The organism is Metabacillus halosaccharovorans (assembly GCF_002019635.1).
GTDB lineage: Bacteria > Bacillota > Bacilli > Bacillales > Bacillaceae > Metabacillus > Metabacillus halosaccharovorans.
The window spans coordinates 490,555-509,570 of the sequence record NZ_KV917371.1 but is presented as its reverse complement, the minus strand read 5'-3'; the positions used below and the strand labels follow the sequence as shown (position 1 = coordinate 509,570).

Genomic DNA, 19,016 nt, shown 5'->3' with positions numbered 1-19,016 from the left:
TCTGACCCTTTGCTCTTTTAGACAACATCAAAAAAAGGTTGCGAAAGATGAGAACGTATAAAAAAATTCCCCTACAACTTAAAATACTGACATTAATTACAGGGTTAATCGTCATGATCATCCTTTTATTAGTCGGAATCTCTTCTTATGTATTGTTCGTTGATTCCAGAAATCAGGTGGAACAGCTTGTGCTGCAAACGGCTAAAACAATCGCACTTATGCCTGAACTTCATGAAGCGATTGAAGAAAATGAATTAGAGGAGACATTTCGGCCGATTGCCGAACAGGTAAAGGATCAAATCCATGCCTCAAATATCATAGTAGAAGATCGTGAAACGATCATCTACTCTCATATTGATCCAAGTGAGGTCGGTACAGGAATTCATCATGATGCAAATGAACAGGTGCTTACCTTTGGTGGATCTTATAACTTTGAGGTCGTTCGTGAAAATGGTGATGTACTTGTTGGAAAAGTACCAATAATAGCAAGTTTTGAACAGTATGATTCAGTGATCGGAACAGTAGCTGTTGAATTTCCAGAAGAAAATATTTATAAAAATTTATATCAAAAACTAAAGACCATACTGTTTGCCTCACTGGTTGTGCTATGTTTGGGAATCATTGGTGGAGTGTATTTAACAAAAAATATTCGAAAAGATACATTAGGGTTAGAACCACATGAAATTGCCTCTCTGTACAGAGAAAGAAATGCGATTTTACTTTCAATAAAAGAAGGTATTGTTGCTATAAACAGGCAGGGATTCATTACAATGATTAATCATTCAGCAAAAAATATGTTGAATTTAGATGATTCAAATTATATTCACAAGCATATTAGTGAAGTCCTGCCTTCGTTACAAATTGACCAAGGTCTTGAGACGGGTGAAATCGTTCATCATGCTGAGGTTGCGATTAATGATAAAGTGTTTATTTTTAATTTCATTCCTATTTTAGAAAACGGACAGGTCATTGGTGTTGTAGCAAGCTTCACAGATAAAACAGAACTGAAAAAATTGGTTGAAACTCTTTCAGAAGTACGGGAATATTCTGATGGATTACGGGCCCAAACTCATGAGTACTCAAATAAATTATATTTATTGTCCGGTCTTATGCAATTGGAAAGATATCAAGATGCCCTTGATTTTATTCAGAAGGAGTCTTATGTCCATCAATACCAGACCAAAATTTTATTCAATCAGATACAAGATCCTAATGTACAGGCTATTTTGTTAGGAAAGCTCGGAAAAGCATCAGAGAAGAAAATAGAGCTGATCATTGATGTTGATAGTTATGTAGATCCTCTGCCAGATCATATTGAAATAACAGATAGTATAACTATTATAGGAAATCTAATCGACAATGCGTTTGAAGCAGTTATGTCACAAAAAGAGAAAATGGTTACATTCTCCATTATGGGCATTGGCAATGAAATCATTATTGAGGTAACAGATAATGGTCCCGGCATTTCCTCGGAACAGTTTGAAGAATTGTTCAAGATAGGGTCCTCCACAAAAGGCAGTCATAGAGGTTTTGGGCTATATAATGTCATGCGAATTGTGAAAGCTTTAAATGGAACAATTGAAGTAACGAATCGTAAACATGGTGGAGCAATTTTTACTGTGTTTCTGCCAAAAAAGATACAAAATAGAGAAGGAGACAATCTACATGATTAAGGTGTTAATTGTAGAGGATGATTTTCGTATTGCACAAGTACAAGAAGGGTTTCTACAAAAAATACCAGACGTTCAAGTAGTCGGCAAAGCGTTGAATGCAGAGGATACGATCAATTTGTTAAAAAAACAAACAGTTGATCTTATATTATTAGATATTTATTTGCCGGATCGTCTTGGTACTGATTTATTACCCCATATACGGGAGAATTACCCGGAAATTGATATTATTATGATAACGGCAGCAACCGAAAAGGCAATGCTTGAAACATCAATTCGCCAAGGAGTATTTCATTATTTGTTAAAGCCGGTTACAATGGAAAAATTTATTGAAACAATTGAAAGCTATATAAAGAGAAAAAAACTGCTTCATAATCGTGAAGAAGTTGATCAATCTATTATAGATCAGTACTTTGGTACTTCAGTAAATCAGTTGTCATTCAATCAAAAAGACCTTCCATCCGGAGTTGACCGTTTAACACTTCAAAAAGTAAAAGAGGTGTTACATACTCTGGATTCAGGAATATCAATTGAGGAAATGGGAGAAAAGATGGGTGCCTCTAGAACAACCGCAAGAAGATATCTGGAATATCTTGTCTCTATTAATATTTGTATCGCAAAGCATGAATATGGCATTGTAGGTAGACCTGAAAGGAAATACTATTTAAAAAAATAGATGGTTGAGGTACTAACATGAAAGTAAAACCGTTGCTTGTATCCACACTCATTTTCTTGCTCCTAACCGGTTGTGCAAATGAAGAAGGTGTAAAACGTGAATTTGATAAAGAGGTCACAATCATTGCACCCAGTTCTACAGGTGGAGGCTGGGATGTGACGGCAAGAGCCATTAAGAAGATTCTTCTACAGGAAAACATATTAGATGATATAGAAGTCATCAATAAAGTTGGTGCCGGAGGAGAGTTAGGTTGGAAATATACCTATCAACAACAAGAAAATGTACTGGCAATGAATTCAAGTTTAATTATTACAAATCATTTATTAGGTCAAAGCAAATTAACGTTTGAAGATTTTACCCCTATTGCCACTTTAGCAAAAGAATGGGAAGTCGTCATTGTGTCAAAGGACTCCAGTATTAATCGTGCGAATACATTATTATCTGAAATAAAACAAGCTCCAGAACAGTATAAAATCGGGATTTCACCAAGACTGGGGAATGATGACCAGCTCTCCTTTGTTTTAGCTAGCAAACAATATGGAATTCAACCAAAAAACTTACAATTCCGAATCTATGAAAATAGTGACGAAGTTGTCAAGGCGCTCATATCCAAGGAAATAGAAGTGGCGACAATGTCCATTTCCGAAGCGAAAAAATATTATGATCGTGATCAAGTAAAGCTGCTTGTGATTTCCTCGGATAAACGATTAAAGGAATTACCCGAACTCCCAACTTGGAAAGAAGAAGGAATTGATATTGTTTTTCAACACTGGAGGGGAATTATGGGTCCCCCTAATATGTCAAAAGAAGAAATTGAATTTTGGGACCATGTGTTTGGGGAAATGGTTAAAACAGAAGCGTGGAAAAAAACGTTGGAACATTTTATGTGGGAAGACTTTTATAAAGATAGTGAAGAAACATATAAGTATCTTGAGGAGCAAAGTATGATGTATGAGCAGCTTATGGGCGTTCACTAGGTAAGATTCTTCTGATGAACGAAATGAACAAAATGAAATAATTAGTTATATTATTTACATTGGAATGAGAAGGACTTATGATATGGAGGAAAGTTTCCAGAGGACTATCTTTCTTCGAAGACTTTTAATGATTTTTATAAGGGAGAAATGGTAAATGTGGGTTATAACTGTTTATGCTGATGATCGTATTAAAATGTTTGAATTTGAAGATGAGAAAGAAGCAAAAGAATCAATCAAAAAGATACAAGGCAGTAAAATTCTCTCACATGTTATCTATTTCAATGATCAGTTTATAGAAGCAGCTAGTTAAATATTGAGCCATAGGCTGACTCTTTAAAGAGATTGTCAATTCTCCTCCATTCATTCAAAGGGAGACTTATCTCTTGGAGTCGGCTTTTTTGTACGTTAAAAAGATTAGAATTGTTTTTGCTCGGGGGTAGATATAGTTGTTCAAGTTTATAGAAACAGTCATAATTGGAATGGGCGGCGGCTTTTTATTTCATATGCTTCAGCTTCCTTTGGCATGGATGTTAGGTCCACTAACAGCTGTGATTGTATGGAAACTTTTTACCAAACGGGAGTTGAATTGGCCGGTTGGATTCAAAAATGGAGGTCAGTTCGTTCTGGGATATAGTATGGGCTTATCTTTTACAGCAGAAAGTGCAAGACAAATTCTGCATCAGTTTCCATCAATGGTGCTTAGTACGACACTTATGGTCGGATTTGGGCTAATCATGGCAACGCTCATTTCAAAATTTACCACTACCTCTTTTCCAAGTGCTGTGATGGGGACAACCCCAGGTGGTTTATCACAAATGGTGGTGTTAAGTGAAGAAATAAAAGGGGCAGAACCTACAATTGTTACGTTCATGCAAACGATTAGAATGCTAACTGTCATATTTATTGTTCCAACCTTGGCTATTCATACGTTCTCAAGTGCAGAAGCAGTTTTACCTATGGAAGAAAGTTCAGGAGCAGAGCAATCAATTGTGGGGTTGGAGACTCTATTTTATCTCTCTCTCATATTTATAGTGACAAAAATAGCTGTACACTATAAATGCCCAACTCCATGGATTATTGGACCACTCCTATCAGTAGCTTTTCTTTCAATAACAGGTATGGAACCGTCGGAATTACCTTCATCTGTAAACCTTATAGCTCAGCTGTGTTTAGGGATATACCTGGGCTTGAGTATGAAGGTAGATATGCTGGGAGATTGGAAAAGGTTATTACCCATTACACTATTATCAGGTCTTTCAATCGTAGGCTTCGCCTTTTTCCTTGCCTATGTGTTACATATTTTTTATCCAATGACAATCGCTACTGCTTTTCTATGTATTGCCCCAGGTGGCTTGCCTGAAATGGGTGTCACTGCTCATACTGTCCAGGCAGATGTGTCATTAGTAGCAGCTTATCAGTTATTTCGGGTGTTTTTTATCTTATTTATTGTTCCGATTTTTCTAAGAGGGTACTTCGGTAAAAATGAACATCAGCATGAAGCGGCAGATATCGGCTAAACATGAAACCCCATAAACAAAATGAACAAAATATCTGAAATAAATTTAAAACAATAAATGTAGAGAACGGTTACAAACTTCATGATTTGTATTACGATCGTAGTGAGGATATTAAAACGCTTCCAACAGAACCAATCTAGTTTCAGCAAGCTTACAAGCTTCGCTACGTACAAAAATTAGAATGGTTGTTTTCAATATCCCCAGAAAAGGTAAAGCTTTTGGAGGTTAAACATGTCTCAATTGAGCAATGCAAGCATGAATATCATTATTCGATTACATTTTCAGAAAAACATTATTACCTTTAGTGAAATAGCAAAAGTCATTGGTGAAACAGGCGGAGATGTTATAGGTATTGATGTCATCTCCACTAGTAAAGTCCAAACTGTACGAGATATCACCATCACGGTGAAAAATCAGCAACATGGACAGAGTGTAATGGATGCTATTCAAAACTTACAAGGTGTTAAGGTCATCTCTGTTTCAGACAGAACATTTCTTTTACATCTTGGAGGCAAGATTGAAGTAACACCAAAAAATCCAATTAAAAACCGTGATGATTTATCAAGAGTTTATACGCCGGGAGTTGCTCAAGTGTGTCGTGCGATTGCTGATGAACCGCTTAAAGCACATTCTTTAACGATTAAACGAAATACAGTTGCAGTTGTTTCAGATGGTACAGCTGTTCTTGGATTAGGAGATATTGGTCCGCTCGCAGCCATGCCTGTTATGGAAGGTAAGGCGATGTTATTTAAACAAATGGCAGGTGTTGATGCATTTCCTATTTGCTTGGATACAAGAGATCCTGATGAAATAGTTTCCATTGTAAAATCAATTGCACCAGCGTTCGGTGGAATCAATCTTGAAGATATCTCATCACCAAGGTGCTTTGAAATTGAGGCAAGACTTAAACAGGAATTAGATATCCCGGTTTTTCACGATGATCAGCATGGGACCGCTGTTGTATTGCTGGCTGGTCTTTATAATGCACTTAAGTTAACGGGCAAAAAAATCGAATCGATTAAAGTGGTTCTAAACGGTGTTGGGGCTGCAGGAACAGCTTGTGCGAAAATGCTGATTGCAGCTGGTGTTCAGCATATTATTGGTGTAGATCGTGCAGGTGCTCTTCACCGTGATGAGGTATATGATCATCAGAATTGGACGGACTTTGCGAATATGACAAATCCCTATAATGAAAAGGGTGCTCTAGGTGATGTGATTAAAGGAGCGGATGTCTTCATCGGTGTATCTGCACCAGGAGTATTAACTGAAAGTCATTTAAAAACAATGGCGAATGACCCAATTGTCTTTGCGCTAGCAAACCCGGTACCGGAAATTGACCCTGACCTAGCCGAACCTTTTGTACGTGTCTTAGCGACAGGCCGATCAGATTATCCGAATCAAATTAACAATGTTTTATGTTTTCCAGGAATTTTCCGGGGTGCTCTTGATTGCCGTGCATCTGAAATTAATGAAGAAATGAAGTTAGCGACAGCAAAAGCTATAGCAAGTGTTGTTTCTGACGAGGAATTAAGTGAAACATATATTGTCCCAAGTGTCTTTAATCAAAAAGTAGTAGAGAAAGTAAGAGAAGCAGTCGTTGAAGCGGCATATAAGTCAGGTGTCGCTAGAAAGGACTTGTTTAAGGAAGAAAATGCACTAGCAACAACTTACTAATATATATGTGACTCTAAGGATGTTCATTTAATGGGCATTCTTTTTTTTGAGTGCATGGAAACATATTATGATACCCTGCTAGGGACAAATTTCGTTTGCGTTTCTTGTTCACCTTCAATAAAAGTAGCTTGATGCTTTTCGAACTCTTCACTTTTTAATAATGGTACTTGTGGATATTGTGGACTCTCTTCTTTAACGGATGTTATCCAGGTAAAGAATTCTGTTTCTCTTTTATAATTAGCCCGTGGATCCAAAAAAGTCACAGGACATCCATAAGGTACAATGACCGGTAATAACAAAGTAACAAACAACATTATATCCACCTCTCTTATGTCTCTTATATACTATGTTAATTGTCTACATATTGATTTTAGTCTTCAAAAAAAGACGAGCATAAAAATTATGCTCGTCGATCACTAACGACGATGTTGTACAAGGTCAATGGCACCTAATACTACATGGGCTAAACCGAATCCAAAAACTGTGTTTGCGATCATTTTATTTGAACCGCGTTTTTGTTTTAATGCATAACCAGTTGCTGTTACAGCTGAACCTAATGCAGTCGGAATTAAGCCTTCGCGAATATTCATGTCATTTCCCTCCACATCGAAAGTAAGTGGGTGATTGAACACCAGTTTTATTATGGATGATTTAAATGGTTACTATCCTTTAAAAAAACATTTAATTCTTTGTGTTTAAGGTTTGTTGCATTTCCAATATGAATAGGACAGTGCTCCTAAAACATACTCATAGGTAAAAATGAAAAAGGTGGAAACAGGATGGACAAAAATATGTCGAACCAGTTTTTCTTTCTTGTTATTCATAGCTCTTCCATTAAAACCTTTCTAATAACAGACCTTTTAGTCAGTACTTGTATTTATTACGGACTAAAGATGATGTCTCATAATGAGTGGATCTCGATCATTGGTTGTTTAGTGGGTACGGAAACATATAAAAGAATATTGACCTTTTATAAAAAAGTTTGTCTTTAAACCGAATGTTTTACGTTTTTAATAAAAATAACTATTCCAAAGTTAAACACAACCTTTATCCCGCTTTTTTTGGTGTATAATAATATGCTGATGAAATTTTTACATAGAAATAGGTGGATAAATTGAATGGAACTGCACATGGAACAATAGGGGCCGGAACAGGGTTTATCGTTGCCCAGTCGGTGCAAGCTGACCCGACAATAACCTTATTATTAGTGGGGATAGGTGGCATAGGAGGATTGATTCCTGATATTGATATAGATGGGAAATTGAGTAATAGAATCACTTTCTCGCATACATTGATTCGGTCTGTGGCACAATTAATCGGGTTAATGATGATCGTCTACACAATTCTTGAAGGAACAGGTCGAGAAAAATGGCTGGGTATTGGCGTTGGACTTGCTATCATTTTAATTGCTTCTCAAATTAAACAAAGGCATATGTTAACAATTACCGGATTAGGAGTCCTTTTAGGAGGAATTTCATTACAAGAAATGTGGCTCATTTTATTAGGGATCTATATAATAGTTGCTTCTTTTATTCCTCACCGAAGCTACACCCACTCACTAGTAGGGATTGGATTTTTTGCCTTCATTGCTCATTATTTTCAAGCCTCCATCAGTGTGGACGGTGTGTTTTTAACATGCTTACTTAGTTATGGCAGTCATTTGATTGCTGATATGAAGGTTTTACCATTTAATAAGAGGGGGGTTAAATTCTTTTTGCCTTTTTCTTCGAAGGAATTTTAGTGTGTGTAATAAGTAATAGATTCAAATATTTTAATTATTTGTCAGGATACAAAAAGCCCAATTCTCGCTATAACTTGAGAGAGGGCTATTTTTTAAAAATTTCTGTTAGTGTTCAGATAAGGCTGCTTATAATTTCACACGTTGTTTCCTTACTGGAATGTAGATATCAATTTCTTTATTCTCCGAACCGTAGCATCTTTCATCATACAGTTCAAATTCTACTTCACCATAATGTTCATAACCTGATCGTGGAAACCAGTCTGTAAAAATATAATTCCAAGTGGACTGAATCGAAGCTGTAAATGATTCCTCATCCGACTTCGGTGTAGTAAACACTGCATATTCCAGTTCAGGAAAACTTTTGTACACCATACCTTCAGGTGCTTGTGATCCCTTTTCCACCTCCATTCCAATGATATAACCAAACTCACCTGTTTCAGAGTTGAAATCTGTGCAAATACCAAGTTCCACATGCTTGTATAAGGGATTAGGAATTTTACACCCTAAATTCTTTGTCATATATTGTTGCCAAAATTCAGGGATATCTTTATTGTTCTGACCGTTATCATTCTTTGTTAATAATTCATATCCAATCACATTAAACGCAGATTTAGTCACTATTTTTGGTTCCATCTTCTCTCCTCCTGATATTGGTATTGAATGAAGGCAGGATTTCCCAAATAAGGGTCCGGATATGCTCTTGGCACGGCGATACTGCTTCGGTGAAACACCATAGACCTTTTTGAACGCTCTGTTGAAGGATTCTTGGTATTGAAAACCAACATCTAATGCTATATGAACCACTTTTTCATCTGTATAGAATAGACGCTCTGCTGCATTTGTTAGCCTTCTTTTTCTAATATAATCCATCACAGATTCCCCCACCAAAGTCTGAAAGACACGATGATAATGAAAGGGAGAAAAGCAAGCAAGTTCTGCCAAGGTTTCCAGTGTCATTTGTTTATCAAGGTTTTCTTCAATGTAATCAAGCGTTCGTTGTATACATTTAACATAATCCATAATCCCTCACCTGCCTTAAATACACTATATCAGCATGTATCTCTTTCTTCTTAACATTTTTTGCTATTTTACAAATAAGGCTAGAGTGGATAATATACTAAACTCATACCAATGATTGAATTAATGAGTACAATGAGCTACACTACTGTTTGACTACCTGAGAGAGGTGCAGCTATGAACGATCGACAAAAAGAATTATTAAGAACGCTATTAGTTCAGAATGGACAAACTTTACATATAGGGGATTTGTCGGAACAGCTGAGATGTGCGGAAAAGACAGTTCGTAATGACTTGAACGTAATTGAGGAGCTTTTAGCAGATTATCCATCTGCCTATTTAAGTCGGCAACCGGGGATTGGGATTACACTAGAGATTGAAGAAGCGAGCAGGTCTGAAATGTTTCAAAAGCTATTATCCACTGAGCCGAAAACTCCGGAAGATCGATTCATTGAAATTGCCTATCATTTATTAGTAAGTAATAAAGCGATTACTTTGCAGGAGCTGTCGAAGAAGTACTATGTTCCAAAGGCTACGATAAAAAAGGATCTTGACAGCATTGCGAAATGGTTTAAAGCATATCAACTAGAGCTGATTTCCAAACCGAGATTAGGAAATATTGTTCAAGGATCCGAACTACGAAAACGCAGTGCATTGGCACATTTATCAGAACTCCTTTCTTCTGTATCAGATACTAAAAATTATGTACTTGAACTGTTTCAGCCTTATGAAATAACGGCCGTAAAAAAAGCATTGAATGAATTACAGCAAAAGAATTCGATTTCATTTACTGATGCTGCAATAGAGAGTTTACTTGTTCATTCACTTATTATGATGAAAAGAACGCGTCAAAAGTCGCCTGTTACGGTTCCGGATAAAGAAAAGGAGGCAGCTTATTCTTCCAAAGAATATTCATATGCTATTCCCTTTTTTGAACAGCTTGAGTCTGCTTTCCGAGTTAAATTTCCTGAAGATGAGCGAATCTATTTTACTTGGCATTTGATTAGTGGAAAAAGAAAAAATGATGCAATAGAGGACCCGTTTATTAAGGATAATTTCTTGTTAAATGTTATTAAAGACTTAACAACAAAACTTAGTACAATGACATTATTTCCATTTACAGATGATCCGATTTTAAAAAACGGGTTAATCGTTCATGTACACTCGGTCATTAACCGTATTAAATATGGTTTTCCTATCACAAACCCACTTTTACCAAATATCAAAAAAATGTACCCATATTTGTTTAATATGGTGTTGCTAGCGTTGAATGAAATTAAGGAAAATCACGAACTGGAAGTCCCCGAGGATGAGGCAGCTTACTTAGTTCTCCATTTCCAGGCATCAATTGAACGGTTAAAAGAAAAAAGAGGAAAACAGCGAAGAACCTTAATTGTTTGTCATATGGGTGTTGGTATGTCCCATTTATTACAGGCTAAGATTGAACAGCATTACAAAGATATGCAAGTTGTTGGGTGTATTGGACAAGCTGAATTAAGCGAATATTTGAAGGGGAAAACCGTTGATTTTATCATCTCTACAGTAGAGTTAAAACAGGTTAGTATTCCTCATCTTACGATTTCACCTTTGCTGGAAGCAAAGGATAAGGAAAAACTGAATCAGTTTTTAACCGAAATGGAGAAGAAACAGGTAATAAGTAATGAAAAGAAGGTGCTGACACAACTTAGTAGAGGAGATCTAGTTCACATACATGTTGATAAAGAGCATCCTTTTCAAGTGATCGAAATGTTAGGTAATATATTATATGAAAAAGGTTTCGTGACAAAGGAGTTTATTCATAGTGCACTTCTAAGAGAAAGAAAGTCATCTACATCGATCGGTGGATTAATCGCCATTCCACATGGAAGTCCAACAATGGTTAATCATTCCGCAGTTGCTATTGCTCTTTTGGAGGAACCAATAATTTGGGGAAATGAGCAAGTTTCCCTTGTTTTTATGCTAGCTATATCGACTCAAGATCCAAAACTAAATCGTAAAGCTGTCGGACAAATTGTAGCCTATAGTGAAACCCCGTCATTTATTCATTCCTTAATAGGATCAAGCAGTGTAAAAGAGTTTCTGGAGAAGCTAAAATAAAGGGGTTTCTTTTTTACTTCCGGTATTAATTTATTTTTACCGGAAGTTCTGGTAAAAATAAAAATCAATTCATGACCTAATGACTAGTACAATGAATGTAAGCAATTACATCAAAGGCTTTAAGGAGGAAAGGTTCATGAAGATCTTAGCTGTCACAGCATGCCCGGTCGGGATTGCTCACACATATATGGCTGCTGAAAATTTACAAAAAGCAGGCGAGGAATTAGGTGTTGATATTAAAGTAGAGACACAAGGTTCAATTGGGATTGAAAATGGATTAACAGACCAAGATATTGCAGAAGCAGATGGCATTATCATCGCAGCAGATAAAGAAGTACCAAAGGATCGGTTTGTTGGAAAGAAAGTAATCGTTACAGGTGTACAAGATGGAATTCGTAAGCCGAAAGAATTGATCGAAAAAATAAAAAGTGGTGATGTGCCACTCTACAGACCAGAGTTGAAGTCAGTAGGTGAAATTAAGCAAAAGAGTAAGCAAAAGGAAAATCCAATCTATAAGCACTTAATGAGCGGTGTTTCATATATGGTTCCGTTCATCGTGGTAGGAGGATTATTAATCGCGTTGGCTTTAACTCTTGGTGGTGAACAAACACCAGGCGGGATCGTCATTCCTGAGGGCTCTTTTTGGAAACAAATTGAAACTCTAGGTGCAACATCCTTCATGTTTATGATTCCGATATTAGCTGGCTTTATTGCAGTAAGTATAGCTGATCGCCCGGGGTTAGTACCAGGTATGATTGGCGGTTACATTGCAGCAAACGGAAGCTTTTACGGAAGTGAAGCAGGTGCTGGTTTTATTGGAGGAATTATAGCAGGTTTCTTGGCAGGTTATATTGCCTTGGGCATTAAGAAAATTAAAGTTCCAAAAGCAGTACTGCCTGTTATGCCAATTATCTTTATCCCAATCTTTTCATCTGTTATCGTTGGGCTTTTATTTATCTTCGTTATTGGTGCTCCAGTTGCCCAGATTTTTGAAGGGTTAACATCAATGCTTGCTGGTATGCAAGGAGCAAGCTCTATTCTATTGGCAGTCATCCTTGGTGCCATGATCGCAGTTGATATGGGTGGACCATTTAACAAAGTAGCTTTCCTATTCGGGTCTGCCATGATCGCTGAAGGAAACTATGAAATTATGGGTCCAATTGCGGTTGCTATCTGTATCCCGCCAATTGGGATGGGTCTTGCAACATTAATGAATAAGAAAAAATATCTTCCTAACGAGAGGGAAGCTGGTAAAGCATCATTCACAATGGGTCTTTTCGGAATTACAGAAGGTGCCATTCCATTTGCAGCACAAGATCCGATTCGTGTTATTCCAAGTATTGTTGCTGGTTCTGTGGTGGGATCTGTCATCGCTATGCTTGGAAATGTAGGGGGCAAAGTAGCACATGGCGGCCCTATTGTTGCCATATTAGGTGCTGTGGATCATGTTGTGATGTTCTTTATCGCAGCAATAGCAGGTGTCCTTGTTACAGCATTTATGGTTAATTTTTTGAAAAAAGATGTTGAAACTGTATCTAATGATAAAATACAAGAGGGAAGTACTACAATTGCTCCCGAACAAGAAGTAGAGCAGGAAATTGAAAAATTGGTTGATATTACGAACGTGGAGTTAATGAATATTAATCTAGCTGGAACAACGCGTGATGCTGTTATTGATGAACTAATTGGAAAATTTGATTCGCAAGGTATATTAACTTCTAAGGACGAGTATAAACAAGCAATCCTAAATCGTGAAGAACAAAGCTCAACAGGACTTGGCATGAATATTGCTATTCCACATGGTAAGTCAAACGCTGTAAAAAGACCGGCAGTCGCTTTTGGTATAAAGCGTGATGGTGTTGATTGGAATAGTCTTGACGGTACAGACGCAAAGCTTATTTTCATGATTGCTGTGCCGGAGGAAAATGCCGGTGATGCACACTTGAAGATTTTACAAATGCTGTCTCGTAAGTTAATGGATGAAGATTTTAGAAATCAGCTATTGAACGTTTCTTCTAAACAAGAAGCAATGGCGGTGTTAGAGGAAGTTCATTAAGTTTAAATAGGGGGATACCGAATGTATAAAGAACCGATATTTTTAGAGCCTGTTTTTCAAGAGAGAATATGGGGTGGACAAAAGCTGCACACTGAATTTGGGTATACAATTCCTTATGAAAAAACCGGGGAAGCATGGGTTATCTCTGCCCACCCTCATGGCCCAAGTGTTATTAAAAATGGTCTTCTGACAGGAAAAACTCTTGCAGATGCTTGGCAGGAACATGGAGAATTATTTAATAAAAGTGCATCTAATAATGAGGAATATCCATTACTTGTAAAAATATTAGATGCAAATACTGATCTTTCCGTACAGGTTCATCCGGATGATACATTTGCACGTGAAGTAGAAGGTGTTCCATACGGAAAAACAGAGTGCTGGTATGTGTTAAGTGCAGAAGAAGGTGCTGAGCTTGTCCTTGGACACCATGCAAAATCAAGAGAAGAACTTGAGAGAATGCTTTCAAATCAAGAATGGGAAACGTTTTTACGTCGTAAAAACGTAAAAGCCGGTGATTTTGTTTATGTCCCAAGCGGTACGATTCATGCAATTGGAAAAGGTATCGCTATACTGGAAACACAGCAAAGTTCTGACATTACGTACCGTGTATATGATTATGATCGTACTGATTCAAGTGGTCAAAAGCGTGAGCTGCATTTAGATCGTTCGATAGAAGTAACAACTGTCCCACATCAAGATGTGAAAACAGAACAAGATGAGTCCAAGGTGGGCGGTTTAACGACAAAGACATTAACAAAATCAGATTATTTCACCGTATACCATTGGCAATTAAATGGAGAAGCATCCATGATACATGATCAAGACTTTTTACAGGTCAGTGTGACAGAAGGGAAAGGTACTATCACAATTGATGAAAAAGTTTTCTCAATGGAAAAAGGCAGTCATTTTATACTTCCACATGAAGTGGGTGAATATAAACTTTCAGGTGAGGCTGAGTTTATCGTATCACATGTATAATATTCATAATTAGGAAGAGATACAATTAAAGACAAGTGGGGAAAACAATACATATTTCTTCACTTGTTTTTCTGTAGAAAAGAGAAAAGGCCACAGTTGTGACCTTTTTCAAAATTATTTAAGAAGGTTATTACCAAATCGCCTCTACCCATTCTGGATGGTCTATAAATGGATTGCGATTATGTTGATAATCCTGATAAATGACTTCATTGCGGTTTTGTTCGAAATCATCAACAGGATCTTGTTGATGCCATTGTAACAATGTTGATAGCTTTCCATGCAATGGAGCAGAACCATTATTTACTTTTTCAGTTACCTCCAGATCTAACTCTCCATTGTCTCCTTCATAGCGCACAGCCATATAGAAAATCATCCTGGCAACATCACCTTTTACTTCATCACGTGGTTCCCAAGAATCACTATCAGCATACGTATCAGGCGCTTCTTTTTGTGCAGTGCCGCCATTATCGAAATCTTTATTGCTTCTTGAACTATTAACTGAGACATCTGTTGGTCTCAAATGGTGCAGATCTGTTCCAGCTCCCATAGACGTTCCAAAGTCACCATGTGATTTCGCCCAAACATGTTCACGGTTCCATGAGTCAATGGATGATCCATTAGATGTTTTGCTTTGAGAGCGGCCGGTATATAGAAGAATAACATTATTCTGATTAGCTGGATCTTCATCTGTGTTTCTTAGTGCTTCCCAGACATTTGAATAGGAAATTTCAGTATGATCATCGATGATGTTATGTAAAGCCGTTTTTAAGCTGGTACCTGTCTTACCAAGCGCATTTTCATAGTAGTCACTTAATGTGTCTTCTGGTGTATCTTCAGGAGTATCATCTGAACCCACGATTGTCATTTGGGATGTGTTTTTTAACCCTGGATGAGAGTAATAGGCTGTTAATTGACCTGTCACTTTTAGTTTCTCTCCCATTAGATCCGGGTTGGTTTTTAATCCGAATTGAGACCGAAATTGAGAAGGAATCTGAACATATAGCATTGTTGAAGAATCTGTTTCACTACTACTATCTGCTATAGCTAAAGCATAATCATCAGGAAAGTTACTTTTTACTACTGTTGATGAAGAAATTGGTTTTCCTACCACATACCCTTCAACTGTTTGTACTGAATTATTCTGTGTCTGAATAGCTTGTGAAACTGTTAATGTACTAGCTGCTCTTAAAGAATCAAATGAAAAAAGCGATGTAAATAAAACCAAAGCAATGACAATAAGATAACGAAACTTCTCTACATTTCTCATGCAAAAATCCTCCTAATTCATATTATTTTGATACGAAAACAACTTATCACCGTAGTGTAAAGAGAGTGTATTTATATTGTAAAAAAATCATTTGCAAATAAGAAACAGGAGGAAATACATATTTTATAAGGTATAAATGAAAGTTTTATATGTACCCAAATTCTTAGAAGGGAGACATATTTACTAGAGTAAAAAATGTTTAAAAATCCGTAATAAATGGAAAATAAACAAAGGAGGGATGACGATGAAAGTAGTTATTATTGGTGGAGATGCAGCAGGCATGAGCGCAGCCATGCAAATTGTACGAAACAGCTCTGGAATTGAAATTACGGTTTTAGAAAAGGGTGGTGTGTATTCGTACGGGCAATGTGGCCTGCCTTATGTCATTAGCGGAAAAATTGAGTCAACAGATAAGTTAATCGCCAGGACACAGTCAACGTTTAAAGAAAAATACGGCATAGATGCTCGAGTTTTACATGAAGTAGAAGCGGTAGACGTTGAAAATAAAATGGTAAAGGGATTAAATCATAGTAGTGGTCAGGCATTTAGTTTACCGTATGACCGCCTTCTCATTGCAACTGGTGTCAGCTCTGTTGTTCCAAATTGGGAAGGTGTCAAACTTCCTGGGGTTTTCACTTTAAAAACAATTCCTGATGCTAAGGCCATTTTGAATTATCTTGAAAAGGATATAAAAAATGTAACGGTAATTGGCGGAGGGTACATTGGCCTTGAAATGGCTGAAAGCTTTGCAGAGCTCGGGAAAAAGGTAACAATCATTGAACGGAATGAACAATTAGCCAAAATATTTGATAAAGAAATGGCAGAACTTATTCATGAAGAAGCAGTTAAGCAAAACATTGAGTTAAAACTGGGTGAATCTGTTGAATCGTTCGGCGGTAATGAACATGTTGAATTTGTAAAAACCAATAAAGGAAAATATGAAACAGACTTAGTATTAGTCGCTGTAGGTGTGAAACCTAACACAACATTTTTGGAAGGTACCGGTATCCAAACAAGTGTTAATGGAGCTATACAAGTAAATGCTTATATGCAGACAAGTATTAAAGATATCTATGCTGCAGGAGATTGTGCAACACAATATCATCGAGTAAAAGAAAAGGATGATCATATTCCATTAGGAACACATGCGAATAAACAAGGGCAAATAGCAGGGGTGAACATCGTAAATATACCTAAAACATTTAAAGGTGTTGTAGGCACGTCAATCATAAAATTTTTCGGATTAACTTTAGGAAGAACAGGGATATCTGAAACAGAGGCAAACATGCTGCATATTCCATGTAGCTCTATAAGCATTACATCAAGGGATATTGCGGGATACTATCCTGATGATAAAAAGATGAACTTGAAGCTTGTCTATCATAAAGAAACATATAAAGTACTCGGCGGTCAAATTATCGGGGAAAATGGGATCGATAAACGAATAGACGTGCTGGCAACTGCGATATTCCATTCGATGACAACAGATGAACTGCTTGATTTAGATCTTGCGTACGCTCCGCCGTATAATGGTGTTTGGGATCCTATTCAGCAGGCGGCTAGACGAGTGAAGTAACTTTATTCTTAATGAGAAGATGTTTATTTACTACGATAAGAAAACAATGAACTTGAAACTTAAAAAGGCAACAAAGCTTTCTTAAAGAAACGCTTTGTCGCCTAATCTATGAACACTCATTTATTGTGCATGCATCTTGTTGAATGAGAATCACAATGCGTTGGTATTAATGATACTTTTTCTCCATTTTGATAAATATTCTTTTCCGATCTGCTTAGCTTTAGAATAATCTTCCGAACTAATCGCTTCGTAAATTAATTTGTTTATTTGATTTGCAGAATAATGCTTTTGATTAGGAGTTAATTTCCAATTAACAACAGCCATTCGTACAAATTTATCTTTTAACGAATCCATGAATTCTAGCATTAATTTATTATTTGTGGACGAAACCATACAACGAGTAAAAAGGATTGAATTTTGAACATAGTGAAAATATTCTTTATTCTTTTCCGCTTCAAGTTGGAGGTCTAGATACATTTTTAATTCTTCAAGATTGAAACTGTCTCTCTTCGCTACAATTTCATCTACCGAGAATTCCTGCAAAAAAAAGATAACTTGTGCTATATCTAACATTTCTTTCATCGAAATCTCTTTTACTATGATTCCACGGTTTTTAATAGATGAGACATATCCCTCTGATTCTAAGCGGGAAATGGCAACTCTAATAGGAGTTCGGCTCATATTCAGTTCTTTTGCTAACCCATTTTCCGATAGAAAAAGTCCTGGCATATAAGTTGCATTAATTAAATTCTCACGGATTTTTGTATATGCGATGTCAACCAGTGATTGTTGGGTCATTTTTACAATTCCTTTCAAACTGAATTACACACTAATTCTATATAATTCTATCATCCTCCGCAATACTATTTGAGGCAACTAGCTCTATAAAGGGAAAAAAACAATCGCAATTCACAAATCGTTGTTTTTTATAAGTAAAATGTTGAAACCATCATGACAGTTTAAAAGAAAAAAAGAAGTGCACGAACACTTCTTTAACTGCTGAACATCTTTATCTTTATAGTGCAACAGGTTCGCCAAGTCCAATAAACCGTTCTTTTACCCGATCAATGACATCTTGCTCCACACCTTTTGCCATTAAATATTGATCAACACTTTGATAGGTATGAAGGATGTAATCATAAACTTTTATAATATAGTCACGATTTGAATACATGTATTCCTTTGGAATATTTTCATACGGATTTTCGATTTGTTGAATAGACTCCAAGTTTGTGTAGGTTACTTCATAATTAGAGACAATATCTTTCTTTTCCACTCCTGCTAAGCCTAAAAGCAGCATAGCTAAGACCCCGGTACGATCTTTTCCGGCTGCACAATGAAAGACGATGCATCCTTCTTCAGACTGATCAATCACATCAAAAATTCTCTTCACTTGATCGTTTTTTTGTTCCAACAAATCAATGTAGAAATCTCCCATGGAAACGTCAAACGTGGTTAGAGTAATATCTGAAACTCTCTGGGTAATAAACGATATATTATGATATTGACAGAAATCCTCATCTGCAAGTGGATTTTTATGAGTCTCGATTTCATCTTTACCACGCAGGTCGATGACGGTTTTTAACCCGTACTCTTTTAAAAAGAGAATGTCCTCTTGTGTGAGCTTACTCATATCACTGGATCTTAAAAAGGAATGCCACTTTGTTTGTTCTCCAACTGGTGTGCTGTAGCCACCTAACTCCCGACAATTTTCTAAGCTATCGATGGGTAAACGAACCCAATTTAATTTTGCATTTTTCATAAAAAGAT

At 36.7% G+C, this 19,016-nt stretch carries 17 protein-coding genes; 11 read left to right on the top strand and 6 right to left on the bottom strand.

Going from position 1 to position 19,016, the window contains the following annotated elements; genetic code table 11:
- Positions 1 to 47 precede the first annotated feature (47 nt).
- From BK577_RS02500 to BK577_RS02480, 6 genes are all read left to right on the top strand, one after another.
- Complete coding sequence (locus BK577_RS02500) at positions 48 to 1,673, top strand: ATP-binding protein (protein WP_078431466.1); 1,626 nt, start codon at positions 48 to 50, stop codon at positions 1,671 to 1,673.
- Entirely contained in the window at positions 1,666 to 2,346 is a 681-nt protein-coding gene (locus BK577_RS02495) for a response regulator (RefSeq protein WP_078431465.1), read from the top strand. The genes BK577_RS02500 and BK577_RS02495 overlap by 8 nt, the downstream gene beginning before the upstream one ends.
- A 17-nt stretch (positions 2,347 to 2,363) precedes the next feature.
- Positions 2,364 to 3,323 (top strand): tripartite tricarboxylate transporter substrate binding protein, encoded by a 960-nt coding sequence (locus tag BK577_RS02490; RefSeq protein ID WP_078431464.1) that lies wholly within the window; start codon positions 2,364 to 2,366, stop codon positions 3,321 to 3,323.
- A gap of 154 nt (positions 3,324 to 3,477) precedes the next feature.
- Positions 3,478 to 3,633 (top strand): hypothetical protein, encoded by a 156-nt coding sequence (locus BK577_RS25850; RefSeq protein WP_169908067.1) that lies wholly within the window; start codon positions 3,478 to 3,480, stop codon positions 3,631 to 3,633.
- A 136-nt stretch (positions 3,634 to 3,769) separates the two neighbouring features.
- Positions 3,770 to 4,840, top strand: a complete 1,071-nt coding sequence (locus BK577_RS02485; protein WP_078431463.1) for an AbrB family transcriptional regulator — start codon at positions 3,770 to 3,772, stop codon at positions 4,838 to 4,840.
- A 231-nt stretch (positions 4,841 to 5,071) separates the two neighbouring features.
- Complete coding sequence (locus BK577_RS02480; RefSeq protein ID WP_078431462.1) at positions 5,072 to 6,514, top strand: NAD-dependent malic enzyme; 1,443 nt, start codon at positions 5,072 to 5,074, stop codon at positions 6,512 to 6,514.
- A gap of 65 nt (positions 6,515 to 6,579) precedes the next feature.
- On the opposite strand, the gene BK577_RS02475 is transcribed toward BK577_RS02480, so the two are convergent.
- Together BK577_RS02475 and BK577_RS02470 are read right to left on the bottom strand one after the other, a co-directional pair.
- Entirely contained in the window at positions 6,580 to 6,828 is a 249-nt protein-coding gene (locus tag BK577_RS02475; protein WP_078431461.1) for a hypothetical protein, read from the bottom strand.
- A gap of 102 nt (positions 6,829 to 6,930) precedes the next feature.
- Positions 6,931 to 7,104: a hypothetical protein gene (locus BK577_RS02470; RefSeq protein ID WP_026559180.1), complete on the bottom strand. Its 174-nt coding sequence runs from the start codon at positions 7,102 to 7,104 to the stop codon at positions 6,931 to 6,933.
- 524 nt (positions 7,105 to 7,628) lie between these two features.
- On the opposite strand from BK577_RS02470, the gene BK577_RS02460 reads away from it, so the two are divergent.
- Entirely contained in the window at positions 7,629 to 8,255 is a 627-nt protein-coding gene (locus tag BK577_RS02460; RefSeq protein ID WP_078431459.1) for a metal-dependent hydrolase, read from the top strand.
- Between the two features lie 126 nt (positions 8,256 to 8,381).
- On the opposite strand, the gene BK577_RS02455 is transcribed toward BK577_RS02460, so the two are convergent.
- Complete coding sequence (locus BK577_RS02455) at positions 8,382 to 9,275, bottom strand: AraC family transcriptional regulator (RefSeq protein WP_078431458.1); 894 nt, start codon at positions 9,273 to 9,275, stop codon at positions 8,382 to 8,384.
- A gap of 174 nt (positions 9,276 to 9,449) precedes the next feature.
- Between BK577_RS02455 and BK577_RS02450 the strand changes: the two genes are divergently transcribed.
- The 3 genes from BK577_RS02450 to manA all read left to right on the top strand — a co-directional run bounded on the left by BK577_RS02450 (position 9,450) and on the right by manA (position 14,403).
- The gene (locus BK577_RS02450) at positions 9,450 to 11,369 is read left to right on the top strand and encodes a BglG family transcription antiterminator (RefSeq protein ID WP_078431457.1); all 1,920 of its coding nucleotides are present in this window, start codon (positions 9,450 to 9,452) and stop codon (positions 11,367 to 11,369) included.
- 136 nt (positions 11,370 to 11,505) lie between these two features.
- Positions 11,506 to 13,425, top strand: a complete 1,920-nt coding sequence (locus tag BK577_RS02445; RefSeq protein ID WP_078431456.1) for a PTS fructose transporter subunit IIABC — start codon at positions 11,506 to 11,508, stop codon at positions 13,423 to 13,425.
- Positions 13,426 to 13,446: 21 nt separating this feature from the next.
- Positions 13,447 to 14,403, top strand: a complete 957-nt coding sequence (manA, locus tag BK577_RS02440; RefSeq protein ID WP_078431455.1) for a mannose-6-phosphate isomerase, class I — start codon at positions 13,447 to 13,449, stop codon at positions 14,401 to 14,403.
- Between the two features lie 130 nt (positions 14,404 to 14,533).
- Here the strand turns inward: manA and BK577_RS02435 are convergent, their stop codons facing one another.
- Positions 14,534 to 15,670, bottom strand: coding sequence for an endonuclease (locus BK577_RS02435; RefSeq protein ID WP_078431454.1), 1,137 nt, complete (start codon positions 15,668 to 15,670; stop codon positions 14,534 to 14,536).
- A gap of 244 nt (positions 15,671 to 15,914) precedes the next feature.
- Between BK577_RS02435 and BK577_RS02430 the strand changes: the two genes are divergently transcribed.
- A complete protein-coding gene (locus BK577_RS02430) occupies positions 15,915 to 17,246 on the top strand; it encodes a CoA-disulfide reductase (RefSeq protein ID WP_078431453.1) in 1,332 nt (443 codons plus the stop codon).
- 150 nt (positions 17,247 to 17,396) lie between these two features.
- Here BK577_RS02430 and BK577_RS02425 read toward each other — a convergent pair whose 3' ends face one another.
- Positions 17,397 to 18,044 (bottom strand): GntR family transcriptional regulator, encoded by a 648-nt coding sequence (locus BK577_RS02425; protein ID WP_078431452.1) that lies wholly within the window; start codon positions 18,042 to 18,044, stop codon positions 17,397 to 17,399.
- Positions 18,045 to 18,261: 217 nt separating this feature from the next.
- Positions 18,262 to 19,008: a tyrosine-protein phosphatase gene (locus BK577_RS02420; RefSeq protein WP_078431451.1), complete on the bottom strand. Its 747-nt coding sequence runs from the start codon at positions 19,006 to 19,008 to the stop codon at positions 18,262 to 18,264.
- Between the last annotated feature and the right edge of the window lie 8 nt (positions 19,009 to 19,016).

Excerpts from the sequence above, each read along its gene's own strand:
- BK577_RS02500 (WP_078431466.1), top strand. The coding sequence starts at position 48 with ATGAGAACGTATAAAAAAATTCCCCTACAACTTAAAATACTGACATTA.
- BK577_RS02495 (WP_078431465.1), top strand. The coding sequence starts at position 1,666 with ATGATTAAGGTGTTAATTGTAGAGGATGATTTTCGTATTGCACAAGTA.
- BK577_RS02490 (WP_078431464.1), top strand. The coding sequence starts at position 2,364 with ATGAAAGTAAAACCGTTGCTTGTATCCACACTCATTTTCTTGCTCCTA.
- BK577_RS25850 (WP_169908067.1), top strand. The coding sequence starts at position 3,478 with ATGTGGGTTATAACTGTTTATGCTGATGATCGTATTAAAATGTTTGAA.
- BK577_RS02480 (WP_078431462.1), top strand. The coding sequence starts at position 5,072 with ATGTCTCAATTGAGCAATGCAAGCATGAATATCATTATTCGATTACAT.
- BK577_RS02475 (WP_078431461.1), bottom strand. The coding sequence starts at position 6,828 with ATGTTGTTTGTTACTTTGTTATTACCGGTCATTGTACCTTATGGATGT.
- BK577_RS02470 (WP_026559180.1), bottom strand. The coding sequence starts at position 7,104 with ATGAATATTCGCGAAGGCTTAATTCCGACTGCATTAGGTTCAGCTGTA.
- BK577_RS02455 (WP_078431458.1), bottom strand. The coding sequence starts at position 9,275 with ATGGATTATGTTAAATGTATACAACGAACGCTTGATTACATTGAAGAA.
- BK577_RS02450 (WP_078431457.1), top strand. The coding sequence starts at position 9,450 with ATGAACGATCGACAAAAAGAATTATTAAGAACGCTATTAGTTCAGAAT.
- BK577_RS02445 (WP_078431456.1), top strand. The coding sequence starts at position 11,506 with ATGAAGATCTTAGCTGTCACAGCATGCCCGGTCGGGATTGCTCACACA.
- manA (WP_078431455.1), top strand. The coding sequence starts at position 13,447 with ATGTATAAAGAACCGATATTTTTAGAGCCTGTTTTTCAAGAGAGAATA.
- BK577_RS02435 (WP_078431454.1), bottom strand. The coding sequence starts at position 15,670 with ATGAGAAATGTAGAGAAGTTTCGTTATCTTATTGTCATTGCTTTGGTT.
- BK577_RS02430 (WP_078431453.1), top strand. The coding sequence starts at position 15,915 with ATGAAAGTAGTTATTATTGGTGGAGATGCAGCAGGCATGAGCGCAGCC.
- BK577_RS02425 (WP_078431452.1), bottom strand. The coding sequence starts at position 18,044 with ATGACCCAACAATCACTGGTTGACATCGCATATACAAAAATCCGTGAG.
- BK577_RS02420 (WP_078431451.1), bottom strand. The coding sequence starts at position 19,008 with ATGAAAAATGCAAAATTAAATTGGGTTCGTTTACCCATCGATAGCTTA.